General features: G+C 64.5%; 17 protein-coding genes. 8 read left to right on the top strand and 9 right to left on the bottom strand.

Annotated elements, in window-relative coordinates; translation table 11 throughout:
• Nucleotide 1: 1 nt before the first annotated feature.
• The 6 genes from ribD to IEV62_RS06575 all read right to left on the bottom strand — a co-directional run bounded on the left by ribD (nucleotide 2) and on the right by IEV62_RS06575 (nucleotide 4,216).
• Nucleotides 2-1,021: a bifunctional diaminohydroxyphosphoribosylaminopyrimidine deaminase/5-amino-6-(5-phosphoribosylamino)uracil reductase RibD gene (gene ribD / locus IEV62_RS06600; protein ID WP_373868571.1), complete on the bottom strand. Its 1,020-nt coding sequence runs from the start codon at nucleotides 1,019-1,021 to the stop codon at nucleotides 2-4.
• Nucleotides 1,022-1,023: 2 nt separating this feature from the next.
• Entirely contained in the window at nucleotides 1,024-1,374 is a 351-nt protein-coding gene (locus IEV62_RS06595) for a hypothetical protein (RefSeq protein WP_188446068.1), read from the bottom strand.
• Nucleotides 1,375-1,445: 71 nt separating this feature from the next.
• The gene (locus IEV62_RS06590) at nucleotides 1,446-2,117 is read right to left on the bottom strand and encodes an energy transducer TonB (RefSeq protein ID WP_188446067.1); all 672 of its coding nucleotides are present in this window, start codon (nucleotides 2,115-2,117) and stop codon (nucleotides 1,446-1,448) included.
• Nucleotides 2,118-2,218: 101 nt separating this feature from the next.
• Entirely contained in the window at nucleotides 2,219-3,544 is a 1,326-nt protein-coding gene (locus tag IEV62_RS06585; RefSeq protein ID WP_188446066.1) for a glutamate--tRNA ligase, read from the bottom strand.
• The gene (locus IEV62_RS06580; protein ID WP_188446065.1) at nucleotides 3,541-3,957 is read right to left on the bottom strand and encodes a type II toxin-antitoxin system VapC family toxin; all 417 of its coding nucleotides are present in this window, start codon (nucleotides 3,955-3,957) and stop codon (nucleotides 3,541-3,543) included. Before IEV62_RS06580 ends, IEV62_RS06585 begins: the two co-directional genes overlap by 4 nt.
• Nucleotides 3,958-3,961: 4 nt before the next feature.
• Nucleotides 3,962-4,216, bottom strand: coding sequence for a type II toxin-antitoxin system Phd/YefM family antitoxin (locus IEV62_RS06575; RefSeq protein WP_188446064.1), 255 nt, complete (start codon nucleotides 4,214-4,216; stop codon nucleotides 3,962-3,964).
• Between the two features lie 118 nt (nucleotides 4,217-4,334).
• Between IEV62_RS06575 and IEV62_RS06570 the strand changes: the two genes are divergently transcribed.
• Nucleotides 4,335-5,270, top strand: a complete 936-nt coding sequence (locus IEV62_RS06570; protein ID WP_188446063.1) for a ribose-phosphate pyrophosphokinase — start codon at nucleotides 4,335-4,337, stop codon at nucleotides 5,268-5,270.
• 30 nt (nucleotides 5,271-5,300) lie between these two features.
• Here IEV62_RS06570 and IEV62_RS06565 read toward each other — a convergent pair whose 3' ends face one another.
• Nucleotides 5,301-5,831 carry a sterol desaturase family protein gene (locus IEV62_RS06565; RefSeq protein ID WP_188446062.1) on the bottom strand — a complete coding sequence of 177 codons (531 nt, stop codon included), beginning with the start codon at nucleotides 5,829-5,831 and terminating at the stop codon, nucleotides 5,301-5,303.
• Between the two features lie 91 nt (nucleotides 5,832-5,922).
• Between IEV62_RS06565 and IEV62_RS06560 the strand changes: the two genes are divergently transcribed.
• The 7 genes from IEV62_RS06560 (at nucleotide 5,923) to IEV62_RS06530 (ending at nucleotide 10,114) form a co-directional block, all read left to right on the top strand.
• Nucleotides 5,923-6,162, top strand: a complete 240-nt coding sequence (locus IEV62_RS06560) for a hypothetical protein (RefSeq protein ID WP_229732864.1) — start codon at nucleotides 5,923-5,925, stop codon at nucleotides 6,160-6,162.
• 70 nt (nucleotides 6,163-6,232) lie between these two features.
• Nucleotides 6,233-7,432 carry an ADP-forming succinate--CoA ligase subunit beta gene (gene sucC, locus IEV62_RS06555; protein ID WP_188446060.1) on the top strand — a complete coding sequence of 400 codons (1,200 nt, stop codon included), beginning with the start codon at nucleotides 6,233-6,235 and terminating at the stop codon, nucleotides 7,430-7,432.
• Nucleotides 7,433-7,452: 20 nt separating this feature from the next.
• Nucleotides 7,453-7,695 carry a hypothetical protein gene (locus IEV62_RS06550; RefSeq protein WP_188446059.1) on the top strand — a complete coding sequence of 81 codons (243 nt, stop codon included), beginning with the start codon at nucleotides 7,453-7,455 and terminating at the stop codon, nucleotides 7,693-7,695.
• Nucleotides 7,696-7,705: 10 nt separating this feature from the next.
• Nucleotides 7,706-8,452 (top strand): electron transfer flavoprotein subunit beta/FixA family protein, encoded by a 747-nt coding sequence (locus IEV62_RS06545; RefSeq protein WP_188446058.1) that lies wholly within the window; start codon nucleotides 7,706-7,708, stop codon nucleotides 8,450-8,452.
• The gene (locus IEV62_RS06540; protein WP_188446057.1) at nucleotides 8,449-9,378 is read left to right on the top strand and encodes an electron transfer flavoprotein subunit alpha/FixB family protein; all 930 of its coding nucleotides are present in this window, start codon (nucleotides 8,449-8,451) and stop codon (nucleotides 9,376-9,378) included. The genes IEV62_RS06545 and IEV62_RS06540 overlap by 4 nt, the downstream gene beginning before the upstream one ends.
• A 173-nt stretch (nucleotides 9,379-9,551) precedes the next feature.
• Nucleotides 9,552-9,791, top strand: coding sequence for a type II toxin-antitoxin system ParD family antitoxin (locus IEV62_RS06535; RefSeq protein ID WP_188446056.1), 240 nt, complete (start codon nucleotides 9,552-9,554; stop codon nucleotides 9,789-9,791).
• Nucleotides 9,788-10,114 carry a type II toxin-antitoxin system RelE/ParE family toxin gene (locus IEV62_RS06530; RefSeq protein ID WP_188446055.1) on the top strand — a complete coding sequence of 109 codons (327 nt, stop codon included), beginning with the start codon at nucleotides 9,788-9,790 and terminating at the stop codon, nucleotides 10,112-10,114. The genes IEV62_RS06535 and IEV62_RS06530 overlap by 4 nt, the downstream gene beginning before the upstream one ends.
• A 9-nt stretch (nucleotides 10,115-10,123) precedes the next feature.
• On the opposite strand, the gene IEV62_RS06525 is transcribed toward IEV62_RS06530, so the two are convergent.
• On the bottom strand, nucleotides 10,124-11,128 hold the full coding sequence (locus tag IEV62_RS06525) for a histone deacetylase family protein (protein WP_188446054.1): 1,005 nt from the start codon (nucleotides 11,126-11,128) through the stop codon (nucleotides 10,124-10,126).
• On the bottom strand, nucleotides 11,128-12,336 hold the full coding sequence (gene nhaA / locus IEV62_RS06520; protein WP_188446162.1) for a Na+/H+ antiporter NhaA: 1,209 nt from the start codon (nucleotides 12,334-12,336) through the stop codon (nucleotides 11,128-11,130). The genes IEV62_RS06525 and nhaA overlap by 1 nt, the downstream gene beginning before the upstream one ends.
• Between the last annotated feature and the right edge of the window lie 13 nt (nucleotides 12,337-12,349).

Below are 12,349 nucleotides of genomic sequence, written 5' to 3'. Positions count from 1 at the left end.
TTTATCCTTTGCCGCCGTCCCCGGGCGCAAAACCGGTTGCCACTTTTGCTGGGACAGCGGAATCCCTTACGCGCTCGTAAACCTCGAGCCGGTCGCTGCCAAGGGTGCGCGCGTCGCTGATGTGCCAGCGGCCATGCGCGTCGGTAAGACCGGTCAGCCCGATGTCGGGCAGCGTGCGTCCACCGCCCACCATGATCGGCGCGCGGTACAGCAAGAGGCGGTCGACGAGATCGGCTGAAAGAAACGCCGCCGCCGTCGTCGCGCCGCCTTCGACCAACAGATAATCGACTCCGGCGAGTGTGGCGATGGCGTGCGGGGTGGCGATCCGCTCCCAGCCTTCGCTCGCGGTTTGCGACAGGACGATGCGGCGTGGCGCGCGCGGCTCCAGCCCGGCGAGGCGCACGTCGAGCGCCGGAGCGTCGGCCTCGATCGTCCCGCACCCGACCAGGATCGCCTCATGCCGCGCGCGTTCGAGATGCGCGTGCGCGCGCGCCGCGGCGCCGGTGATCCATTTGCTGAGGCCCGACCCGAGCGCGGTCGCTCCGTCGAGCGACACGGCGAGCTTGAGCGTCACGTGCGGCCGCCCGAGTGCGCGCCGCGTGAGGAACCCGGCCATTGCCGATCGCGCTTCGGCGGCGCAGGGACCGACATCGACCGCAATCCCGGCGGCGCGCAAGCGGGCGACGCCGCTACCATCGGTGCGCGGATCGGGATCGCCCAGCGCAATGACGACGCGTGCGACGTTCGCCAATTGCAGCAAATCGCTGCAGGCGGGGCCCCGCACCGAAACGTGCGCGCAGGGTTCAAGCGTCGTATAGACAGTCGCGCCGCGCGACTTATCGCCGGCCTCGGCCAACGCCATCGCCTCGGCATGCGGACGCCCGCCGGGTTGCGTCCAGCCGCGCCCCACAACGCGGCCTTCGGCCACGATGACGCAGCCAACGTTGGGATTGGGCGCGGTGCGCCCGCGCCCGCGTTCGCCCAGCGCCAGCGCCGCGCCCATCCAGCGCCTGTCATTCACCGTCAAATGCCGAAGGATTTCAGGGTATTGTCCAATTTTTTCAACTGCACTTTACGCTCGGCCTGGAGGCGCTTGAGCTCCTGCTCCTGCCGGGTCTGCTCGACCCCGTCGATCTTTTGTTGCGCGATGATCTCGGCATCGGTGCGATCGGCGCGCCATTGCTGCACATAGATAATCTCGCGGTGATAAGCGGGCGGCGGCATGCGCGACACGTCGAGCGTCCCCATGATCATCGTGTAGCTGAGCACCAGCGACAGCGCCATGAAGCCGATCTGATGCGGCCGCCGCGTGACGACATAGCTACGCAAGTCGCGAAACGCGCGGATCGGAGAGAAATATTGGCGGAGATTCATGCTCGGGAAGATAGGCGCGGCGGGCGGCCGATGCCAGTCCCCAGCACTGCTAGAGCCGCCGCGCGCATATATTACCCCTCATCGAGGACGAAGCGGACCGCCATCGTGTGCCACGCTTCGATCGCGACGCCATCCTTGGTGCCGGGTTTGAAACGCCATTTGGCGAGCGCTTGCTTGCGCGTCGCTTCGAAGAAGGACGGGCTTGCTGCGCTGATTTGCTGGACGTCCTTGACCCGACCATCGGCGCCGATCAGCACGCGCACGACGACGCGGCCCTCGCGCTCGCCGAGGCGCATGTCGCTTGGATAAGCGGGTTGGAAAGTGTCGCTATAGCGCGAATCGAGCGTGGGATCGCGCAGCACCGGGGTGTGCGGCGCGATGATCGTGCCGATATCGGTTCCCGTCCCGGCCGTGAGCGTATCGAGCGGGAGCGAATCCACGTGCACGCCGGTGTCTGCGCCAGACGCGAGCGTGACCGTCTGCTTGGTCATGTCGATCGGGTCGCGTTGCTGCGTTGGGACTGGCTTGGTGGTCTTGATCAGCGGCTGTGGCTTGGGTTTTTCGATCGGCGGCGGATCGGTGGGGAGCGGAATGTTGACGCCCGTCAGCACCGTTTCGATGTGCCGCGCAATATTGGGGGTCGCGAGCGTCAGGCCGAACGCCACGAGGCCACACATGCCGAGTGAGAGCGTAGCGCCCGCCGGATCGAGCCCGCGGCGATTGCCATAACGATCTGCATACATCGTCCATCTCCATCTGTGTCGTCCGATCGGATGTCGGGCGTAGAGTAGATGTTACATTATTACATTGCAGACGCAAGAGACAAAGTATCATTGCGTGCCGACTAGCTGGACAAGCGCGAAATGGCGCGGTCCTGCCCGATCAGCGGCAGCAAGGTCTTCATATCAGGACCATGATCGCGCCCGGTCAGCGCGCGGCGCAGCGGCAGGAACAGCGTTTTGCCGCTCCGCCCGGTCTCGGCCTTCAGCGCGGCGGTGAGCGCGTGCCACGGGTCACCATCCCACGGAATTGTTGCCGCCGCGCGCGCGGCGGCGGCGAGGAAATCGCTGTCGGCGGAGTCGCGCGTCGCCGCGATCGGACCTTCGATCACGCCCCACCACTCGGCCGCGTCGGCGACGGTCGCGAGGTTGGGACGCACCGCATCCCACTCGACCGCGCCCATGCCGCCCGGCAAGCGCGCCACGACCGTATCGAAATCGAGCTGATGCACGATCTTGGCGTTCAAGCCCGCAAGCTCGGCTTCATCGAACCGTGCCGGTGCGCGGCCGAACACGCTGAAATCGAAGCTCTCGATCAGCGCCGCCGACTCGGCCAGCGGTTCGACCGGCAAGCTCGTCCCGATCCGCGCGAGCAGCGCGCGTACGGCGGTGGGTTCGATGCCGATCTCCCGGAAATGCGCGACGCCAAGCGATCCCAGGCGCTTCGACAATTTCCCCTCGGTCCCGACCAGCAACGCTTCATGCGCGAAGGCGGGCGGTGCAGCGCCCATTGCCGCGAACATCTGCAATTGCAGCGCGGTGTTCGACACATGGTCCTCGCCGCGCACGACATGCGTGATGCCCATCTCCATGTCGTCGATCGCCGAGGGCAGCATGTAGAGCCACGATCCGTCGGCGCGGCGAATCACCGGGTCGCTCATCGTGGCGGGGTCGAGCTTCTGCGGCCCGCGAATGAGATCGTCCCACACGATCGGCGCAGCATGGTCGAGCTTGAAGCGCCAGTGCGGCCGGACGCCATCGGCCTCCAGCGCGGCGCGATCCGCATCGCTGAGCGCAAGCGCCGCGCGGTCGTAGATCGGTGGCAAGCCGCGCCCGGCGGCGATCTTGCGCTTGAGGTCCAGCTCCTGCCCCGTCTCATAAGCCGGATAGATCCGCCCGGCATCGCGCAACTGCTGAAAACGCGCCTCATACAAGGCAAAGCGCGCCGACTGCCGCTCTTCGCCATCGGGGACGAGCCCCAGCCAGTTCAGATCGGCGCGGATCCCCTCGACGAAACGCTCCTCGCTCCGCGCGGCATCGGTATCGTCGATCCGCAGCCAGAATGCGCCGCCAGTTTTGCGCGCCCACAGCCAGCAATGCAGCGCGGTGCGGATATTGCCGACATGGAGCATGCCGGTGGGCGACGGGGCGAAACGGGTGCGGATGGTCATAATTCGAGCACTACCAAAGAGATCGACAAATCTGCCGCAGCGGCGGCCAAGCGGCGGTCGAGCGTTGCGAGCGCTCCGTCGTGGCGTTGGGCCAGTTCGAGATAGCCCGCATCATAGGGGGTCAGTTCGAAGCGGTCCGCCAGCGCGAGGACCGTTGTCCAGACTTGATCCTGACCCAGCCAATCGACGATCACCTCCAGGCTTGCGAGGCGTCGAAGGATCGTCTCTCGCTGGCCGATCGTAATGCGGTTGCGGCGGACGGCCGTGCGCAACATGTTAGCCACTTCGAGCCGCCAATGATGCGGCACGATGAGCGACGAGTCGAAAACGCGGTTTACGATCTCCGGAGGTAGCGTCGCCGCTTCGTCAGGCAGGACGAATGGCCCGACGATCGACGTATCAACGATGATCATGCGACTATCGTCGCCCCTCGTTCTTCCACTCGATAATTTCCTCCGAGCTGACCCGCACGCCTTTTGCGCGCAATTCCTCCCGCAGTTCGAGCAGTCCGGCGATCGCCGCGCGCTGTCGCGCCATCCGATCCTCCTCGACCGGCACCAGCTTCATGTAGTCGCGTCCGTGACGCGTGATGACGACGTCTTCACCCGCCTCGGCGGCGGCCATGATCTCGGACATCTTGTCCTTGAATTGCGCGATGGGGACGTGGCGCATGTCGGTCTCCAAAAATTATGGCCAAACTTATAGCCTAAATTCTCTAGCGACACAATCGCGGCATTGCGTTCGTGTCGCCCGAGATTAAGAGGGCGAGCGACTGCAGGGGCCTTGCACCATGAAACTGATGACCGGCAATTCCAATCTGCCACTGGCGCGCGATGTCGCGGCGTATCTCGAAATGCCGTTGACCGACGCGCTTGTCCGGCGCTTTGCCGATGAGGAGATTTTCGTCGAAATTCAGGAGAATGTCCGCGGCGAGGACGTGTTCGTGCTGCAATCGACCGGCTATCCGGCGAACGACAATCTGATGGAATTGCTGATTTGCATCGACGCGCTGAAACGCGCCTCGGCCAAGCGCATCACCGCCGTCATCCCCTATTTCGGCTATGCCCGGCAGGACCGCAAACCCGGCCCGCGCACGCCGATCTCGGCCAAGCTCGTCGCCAACCTGATTACCGTCGCGGGTGCCGACCGCGTGCTTTCGGTTGATTTGCACGCCGGGCAGATCCAGGGGTTTTTCGACATTCCGACCGACAATCTGTTCGCCGCCCCCGTCATCGCGGCCGATATCCAGACGCGCTACAGTCGGCATAATCTGATGGTCGTCTCGCCCGATGTCGGGGGCGTGGTGCGCGCGCGCGCGCTCGCCAAGCGGCTCGACAATGCGCCGCTCGCGATCGTCGACAAGCGCCGCGAACGCGCGGGCGAATCCGAAGTGATGAACATCATCGGCGAGGTCGAGGGGCGCTTCTGCATCCTGATCGACGATATCGTCGATTCGGGCGGCACGCTGTGCAACGCGGCGGCGGCGTTGATGGAAGCGGGCGCGGCCGGGGTCGTTGCCTACATCACGCACGGCGTGCTGTCGGGCGGAGCGGTCGCCCGCGTTGAGGGATCGGTGCTCGAGGAATTGGTGATCACCGACTCGATTGGCAGCCACGACGTGATTTCGGCGGCAAAAAAGATCCGCCATTTAACGATCGCGCCGTTGCTCGCTGAGGCGATCCGGCGGATCGCGGATGAGAGTTCGGTGTCCAGCCTGTTCGATTAAGCGGCGCAGCCCGACCGCGGCGCGTAACCGCTAAACCCGCTCGACCACGCGCCCCGATCCGTCCTGCGCGCCCGCCGCGCGGACGCCGTCCATGCCGCGGCGTCTCAACTCCGCCTTCAGCACTTCGGGCTTGGGTGCGTAGATAAAGCCGAAGCTGACCGTGCCGTGCTTGGTGCCGACGACGTGGTGCAGCCGGTGCGCCTGGACGATGCGCTTCATATAGCTCCAGCGCGGGACATAGCCGCTTTCCACGCGGCGGTGGACGATCACGTCGTGAAAGCCGAGATAGATCGCGCCGTAACCGGCGATCCCCGCGCCGATCCAGGTCGCCCAATCGCCGGTCGTGCCGCTGGTGCCCAGCACCAGCAGGACAATCGAGGGCAAAGCGAAAATCACGAAATACCAGTCGTTCAGCTCCCAGAAGCCGGTGCGCGGGCGGTGGTGGCTTTCGTGGAGGAACCAGCCAAAGCCGTGCATCACCCAGCGGTGGACGACATAGGCGAAGACTTCCATCCCCAGGATGGTCGCGAAAAAGGTCAAAAGGCCGGTTGTCCAGGACATGCCGCCGATATAGCATTGCAAACACGATATGCGACCCTGCTTCATCCTTTTTGCGTGTGCTGCACTGGCGGGCTGTTCGACGCCGGAAACCTTGACCCGTTCGGGGTTGGTCAGCGCCGGAATCCCCAAGCCGATTGTCGCTTGCATGGCGGGGCGGATGGTCGATCGGCTCTCGATCCTGCAGCTGCGGCGGTTGGCGGGGCTCGGCAAGGCCGACCGATCGCGCGATCTCGAGCAGTTTTTGTACCGCGTGCGATCGCTGCGTGACCCGCAGATCATCGCGGTAACCGGATCATCGGCGGCGCTGTGTGCCAGCGGGATGGTACGCTGAGGGGGTGGATTCGTGGTTCGCGCTGTGCTTAAGGCCAGCGTATCCCGATCTCTGGCAAAGGCCCCGCCCCATGAACATCCATGAATATCAGGCGAAGGAAGTGCTGGCGAAATACGGCGTGCCGGTTCCCGCAGGCTTTTCCGCCATGTCGGTCGACGAAGCCGTTGCCGCCGCCGCCAAGCTGCCCGGGCCGCTTTATGTCGTGAAGGCGCAAATCCATGCCGGCGGGCGCGGCAAGGGCAAGTTCAAGGAATTGGGCCCCGATGCCAAGGGCGGCGTTCGCCTCGCGCGCAGCGCCGACGACGTCCGCGCGGCAGCGACCGACATGCTCGGCAACACGCTGGTGACGATCCAGACCGGCGAGCATGGCAAGCAAGTCAACCGCCTCTACGTCACCGACGGCGTCGATATCGCCAAGGAATTCTACCTCGCGTTGCTCGTAAACCGCGCCACCGGGCGCGTGTCGATGGTCGCCTCGACCGAAGGCGGAATGGACATCGAAACCGTCGCGCACGACACGCCGGAAAAGATTCATTCGATCGATATCGATTGCGCGACCGGGTTTCAGCCGCATCACGGCCGCGCCGTTGCCGCAGCACTCGAATTGTCGGGTGATCTCGCCAAGCAGGCATCGTTCGTCGCGTCCAAATTGTACGACGCCTTTATCGGCACCGATGCCGAACAGATCGAAATCAACCCGCTCGCCGTCACCGATGACGGGAAGCTGATGGTGCTCGACGCCAAGGTCGCGTTCGATGGCAATGCGATGTTCCGCCACAAGGATCTGATGGAACTCCGCGACGAGTCCGAGGAGGATCCCGCCGAGCTCGAAGCGTCGAAATACGACCTCGCCTACATCAAGCTCGACGGCGACATCGGCTGCATGGTCAATGGCGCGGGCCTCGCGATGGCGACGATGGATATCATCAAGCTGAACGGCATGTTCCCCGCCAATTTCCTCGACGTCGGCGGCGGCGCTTCGAAGGAGAAGGTGACGGCAGCATTCAAGATCATTCTTGCCGATCCGAACGTGAAGGGCATCCTCGTCAACATCTTCGGCGGCATTATGAAGTGCGACATCATTGCCGAGGGCATCGTTGCCGCGGCGAAGGAAGTGAATTTGAGCGTGCCGCTTGTCGTCCGGCTTGAGGGCACCAATGTTGCAGAGGGGAAGGCGATCCTGGCAAATTCGGGCCTCGCGATCGTTCCGGCAAACGATCTGGGCGATGCCGCGAAGAAGATCGTGGCTGAGGTGAAGAAGGCGGCATAGCGTTTCCGAAGCGGAGCGAGATGATGGGTGAAGTTGAAAACCTGATGGTGGAGCATCTGAAGCTCTTTCAGGCGACTCTGGACAGTATGCAGCGTGACATACGCGAGTTGAAGGTCCGACAATCGGAAACTCATACTGCGGTTCTGGCGCTGCGCCGTGATCAGTTGGGGGATGCGGAAGTGACCGCGCACCTGCAAACGCAGATGGATCGGTTTGGAGATAGGCTGGATCGTATCGAGCGACGGCTGGATTTGACGAATTGAGGATGAAGGCATGAAAGTTATGGTCCCCGTCAAGCGCGTGCTTGATTACAACGTAAAGCCCCGCGTCAAGGCGGATGGGACGGGGGTCGATCTGGCCAACGTCAAGATGAGCATGAACCCGTTCGACGAGATCGCGGTCGAGGAAGCGATTCGCCTGAAAGATAAGGGCGTGACCGAAATCGTTGTCGTGTCGATCGGCGAACAGAAATCGCAGGAAACGCTGCGCACTGCGCTCGCCATGGGTGCCGACCGCGCGATCCTCGTCGTCAGCGAGGACAGGGTCGAGCCGCTGGGCGTCGCCAAATTGCTGCAGGCGATCGTCGCGGAGGAAAAGCCCGATTTGATCATCCTCGGCAAGCAAGCGATCGACGATGACAACAATCAGACCGGGCAAATGCTCGCCGGGTTGATGGGTGTCGGTCAGGCGACGTTCGCTTCCAAGGTCGAGCTCACCGCCGACAGCGTCACCGTGACGCGCGAAGTCGATGGCGGGTCGGAGACCGAGACGCTCACGCTGCCCGCGATCATCACGGTCGATCTGCGCCTCAACGAACCGCGCTATGCCTCGCTGCCCAACATCATGAAGGCGAAGTCGAAGCCGATGGCGCAGAAAACGCCGGGCGATTACGGTGTCGATGTCACCCCGCGTGTCACCACGCTGAAGGTAGTCGAGCCGGCCAAGCGCTCGGCCGGCGTCAAGGTCGCCGATGTCGATGAACTGGTTGCCAAACTCAAGGCGATGGGAGTTGCCAAGTGAAGACGCTCGTCTGGGTCGAACATGACGGCGCCACCGTCAAGGACGCCACGCTCGCCGTGGTCACCGCCGCTTCGCAACTGGGCGAAGTGCATTTGCTCGTCGCCGGGCAAGGCGTCGCCGGCGTCGCCGCCGAAGCCGCCAAGATTGCCGGCGTCGGCACGGTGCACGTCGCCGACGATGCCGCCTATGCCCATGCGCTGGCCGAGAATGTCGCGCCGCTGATCGCGGGGCTCATGGCGACGCACGACGCGTTCCTCGCGCCCGCCACCACTAACGGCAAGAACATCGCGCCACGCGTTGCCGCTCTGCTCGACGTGATGCAGATTTCGGACATCCTTTCGGTCGAGAGCGAAGATACGTTCACGCGGCCGATCTATGCGGGCAACGCGATCGCTACCGTCCAGACCAAGGACGCCAAGAAGGTGATCACCGTGCGCGGCACGGCGTTTGCCAAGGCCGCCACCGAGGGTGGATCGGGCACGATCGAAGCCGTCGCGACGACGGGCGATGCGGGTCTGTCGAGCTATGTCGGCTCGGAAATCGCCAAATCGGAGCGGCCCGAGCTGACCTCGGCCAAGATCATCGTGTCGGGCGGGCGCGCGCTCGGTTCGGACGCGCAATTCCACGCGATCATCGATCCGCTCGCCGACAAGCTCGGCGCAGGCGTCGGCGCGAGCCGCGCTGCAGTCGACGCCGGCTATGCCCCGAATGACTATCAGGTCGGCCAGACCGGCAAGATCGTCGCCCCCGAGGTCTATGTCGCGGTCGGCATTTCGGGCGCGATCCAGCATCTGGCGGGGATGAAGGATTCGAAGGTCATCATCGCGATCAACAAGGACGAGGACGCTCCGATTTTTCAGGTCGCGGATTACGGATTGGTGGGCGATTTGTTCAAGCTGGTGCCGGAGCTGACCGAGAAGCTGTGACGACGCGAGGCGCGTAGCGTAAGCTACGCGCCGCTGCCGACCAGCGAAGCGACGTCGGCGCGGCCGGCGGCGCCACAGCGCCGACCGACGACGCGGGATTTACGCCTGCGTCGTGCTTCCCCCGCGACGCCGCCCAATATTGCCATTTCCTGCCATTTGCCTATCCTGCGCCGATGGACAGCATGAACATCTCGCTTCCAGGCGCGCTGAAAGCGTTCGTTGAGGGTGAAATCGCCAATGGCCGCTACAGCAGCGCCAGCGAATACGTCCGCGAACTGATCCGCGCCGACGAAAAGCGCAAGGCGCGCGAGACGCTGGAGACGCTGCTGCTCGAAGGGCTGGCGAGCCCAGAGGCGGAATGGACCCGGCACGACATCGACGCCATTCGAGCATCGGCCCGGGTCGGCCATTGAGCCGATCCACGATCGTCGTCCGAGCGGCGGCGCGGCGCGATATCGAACGGCATTATCGCTGGCTTGCCGACGAGGCCGGCTTTGACGTTGCCGATCGATTTCTCGATGCCACCGACCGGACTTTCGCCGTCTTGGCAGAGAATCCGGGCATCGCGCCACGGTTTGTTTCGACCCATCCTCGACTGGGCGCGCTGCACAAATGGAAGGTCGATGGTTTTCCGAACCATCTGATCTTCTACGAGCGGCGCCCAAACGGTATTTCCGTCGTGCGCCTGATCCATGCCGCGCAGGATTGGTGGTCGCTGACCGGCGCAGCCGAATAGGGGTTGCGCTCAAAACCCGCCCAGAAAACTCGCCACGTTCGCGCCCAGCGCATCGACGGCATAGCCGCCCTCCATCGCCACTACCGTCGGCCAGCCAAAGCCTGCGATATCCGCCGCGAGCACCGCATAATCCCCGGTGGTCAGTTTGAAGTGCGAGATCGGATCGCCCTCCCACGTATCCACGCCCAGGCTGACGATCAGCAGATCGGGCGCGAACCGCGCGATCGCCTCGAGCACGGTTGCTTGCGCGCGGCGGAACGGCTCCAGCCCCGAGCCTTGCGGCAGGGGCAAGTTGAGCGTTGCGCCGTGCCCATCGCCCTCGCCCCTTTCATCGGCATGGCCCCAGTAGAAGGGGTAATCCGTCGCCGGATCGGCATGGATGCTGGCGTAAAACACATCGCCGCGATCCCAGAAGATGTCCTGCGTCCCGTTGCCGTGGTGATAGTCGATATCGAGGATCGCGACGCGCTGCCGCCCCGCATCGATCGCCGCCTGTGCGGCGATGGCGGCGGTGTTGAGGTAGCAATAGCCGCCGAGATAATCGCTGCCGGCGTGGTGCCCGGGCGGGCGGCACAAGGCGAAAGCGGCGCGCTCGCCGCCCAGCACGGCGTGCGTCGCCGCGAGCGCGCTTTGCGCGCTCCAATAGGCCGACCCATAGCTGTCGGCGGTCAGCGGAGTCGAGGCGTCGAAGCTGTAGCGCCCGATCAGCCCGTCGATTCGCTCGATCCTGAGCGATCGCCGCCCGACCACTGGCCAGACATAACCCATCGCATCGCCCGGCCGCCCCGCCGCCGCCCAGCGTGCGGGCGCTTCTGCCAAAAAGGCGAGATAGTCGGCGCTATGCACCGCGCGGATCGCCGCATCGCCGCGATCCGCGGGTTCCTCCGCGCCGCCGATCGCATCACGGATCGTTGCGGCGCGCGACGGTGTTTCGGCAAAGGCCGTGAAGCCGCCATTGTGCAGCTCGAGCGCGGGCGCATGCGCCAATTGCCGCGCCGAGAAAAAGCGCCGCATCACGGCACCCGCTTCACGCGTGGTGCAAAGCGCAAAACCAGATAGCCCGCCAGCCCCGACAGAATCGAGCCGCACAGCACTCCGAGTTTCACCTCGTCGACCAAGTGCACGTCGTTCGGGAAGGCCAGCCCGCCGATGAACAAGCTCATTGTAAAACCGATCCCGGCGAGCAAGGCGACGCCATAGACTTGCAGCCAGCTCGCCCCGCCCGGACGCTGCGCGATGCCAAACCGTTCAGCGAGCGCGATGCTGCCCAAAATCCCGATCTGCTTGCCCAGGAACAACCCGAGCGTGATGCCCAGCACCAACGGGTGGGCGAGCGACGCGAGGCTCGTGCCAACGAGCGACACGCCGGCATTGGCAAAGCCGAACAGCGGCACGATCAGAAATGCGACAGTGCCATGCAGCCCATGTTCAAGCCGGTGCAGCGGCGATTTTGCCGAAGCGGGCGCGCCGGGCGCAGTCGTGATCGGGATCAGAAAAGCGGTCACAACCCCCGCAATCGTCGCATGGACGCCCGACAGCAGCACCAGGAACCACAGCAGGACGAACCCGACGAGATAGGGCGTGAGGCGTCGCACGGCGTAGCGATTGAGCGCATACATCCCCGCCGCGACGAGCCCGGCGCCAACCAGCGCGAGCACGTTGAGATGGTCGGTATAGGCAACCGCGATGATCGCGACCGCACCCATGTCATCGACAATCGCGACCGTGGTCAGGAACAGCTTCAGCGCCGGCGGCGCGCGCGATCCGAGCAGCGCGAGTACGCCGATCGCAAAGGCGATATCGGTCGCCGCCGGAATCGCCCAGCCGCGCACCACCGCCGGATTACCGCCCGCCACCGCCAGATAGATCAGCGCCGGCACGATCATCCCCGCCGCCGCCGCGATGAACGGCAGTCGCCGCCGCTTCCAGCTCGCCAATTGCCCGTCGACGAACTCGCGCTTGATCTCCAGCCCGACGAGCAGGAAGAAAATCGCCATCAGCCCGTCATTGATCCACAGATGGACCGTCATCGGCCCAAGTTCCTTGACCAGCACCGGCCCGGTCACGAGATGGAGCAAGCCGAAATAGCGCTCGGCCAGAGCCGAATTGGCCGCGATCATCGCCAGCAGCGCCGCCGCGATCAGCACGATCCCGCCCGATGCTTCGTTGACCAGGAAGTGGCGCATCGTCGAGCGTGTTTTGCGCGCGATCGCCTGTGGCATTGCGATCAGAACC

The organism is Sphingomonas psychrolutea (genome assembly GCF_014636175.1).
Lineage (GTDB): Bacteria > Pseudomonadota > Alphaproteobacteria > Sphingomonadales > Sphingomonadaceae > Sphingomonas > Sphingomonas psychrolutea.
The sequence above is the reverse complement of the archived record's forward strand: the minus strand, read 5'-3'. Positions and strand labels throughout refer to the sequence as shown.

Excerpts from the sequence above, each read along its gene's own strand:
- IEV62_RS06580 (WP_188446065.1), bottom strand. The coding sequence starts at position 3,957 with ATGATCATCGTTGATACGTCGATCGTCGGGCCATTCGTCCTGCCTGAC.
- IEV62_RS06575 (WP_188446064.1), bottom strand. The coding sequence starts at position 4,216 with ATGCGCCACGTCCCCATCGCGCAATTCAAGGACAAGATGTCCGAGATC.
- sucC (WP_188446060.1), top strand. The coding sequence starts at position 6,233 with ATGAACATCCATGAATATCAGGCGAAGGAAGTGCTGGCGAAATACGGC.
- IEV62_RS06565 (WP_188446062.1), bottom strand. The coding sequence starts at position 5,831 with ATGTCCTGGACAACCGGCCTTTTGACCTTTTTCGCGACCATCCTGGGG.
- IEV62_RS06550 (WP_188446059.1), top strand. The coding sequence starts at position 7,453 with ATGATGGGTGAAGTTGAAAACCTGATGGTGGAGCATCTGAAGCTCTTT.
- IEV62_RS06535 (WP_188446056.1), top strand. The coding sequence starts at position 9,552 with ATGGACAGCATGAACATCTCGCTTCCAGGCGCGCTGAAAGCGTTCGTT.
- IEV62_RS06585 (WP_188446066.1), bottom strand. The coding sequence starts at position 3,544 with ATGACCATCCGCACCCGTTTCGCCCCGTCGCCCACCGGCATGCTCCAT.
- IEV62_RS06590 (WP_188446067.1), bottom strand. The coding sequence starts at position 2,117 with ATGTATGCAGATCGTTATGGCAATCGCCGCGGGCTCGATCCGGCGGGC.
- IEV62_RS06595 (WP_188446068.1), bottom strand. The coding sequence starts at position 1,374 with ATGAATCTCCGCCAATATTTCTCTCCGATCCGCGCGTTTCGCGACTTG.
- IEV62_RS06545 (WP_188446058.1), top strand. The coding sequence starts at position 7,706 with ATGAAAGTTATGGTCCCCGTCAAGCGCGTGCTTGATTACAACGTAAAG.
- nhaA (WP_188446162.1), bottom strand. The coding sequence starts at position 12,336 with ATGCCACAGGCGATCGCGCGCAAAACACGCTCGACGATGCGCCACTTC.
- IEV62_RS06525 (WP_188446054.1), bottom strand. The coding sequence starts at position 11,128 with ATGCGGCGCTTTTTCTCGGCGCGGCAATTGGCGCATGCGCCCGCGCTC.
- IEV62_RS06570 (WP_188446063.1), top strand. The coding sequence starts at position 4,335 with ATGAAACTGATGACCGGCAATTCCAATCTGCCACTGGCGCGCGATGTC.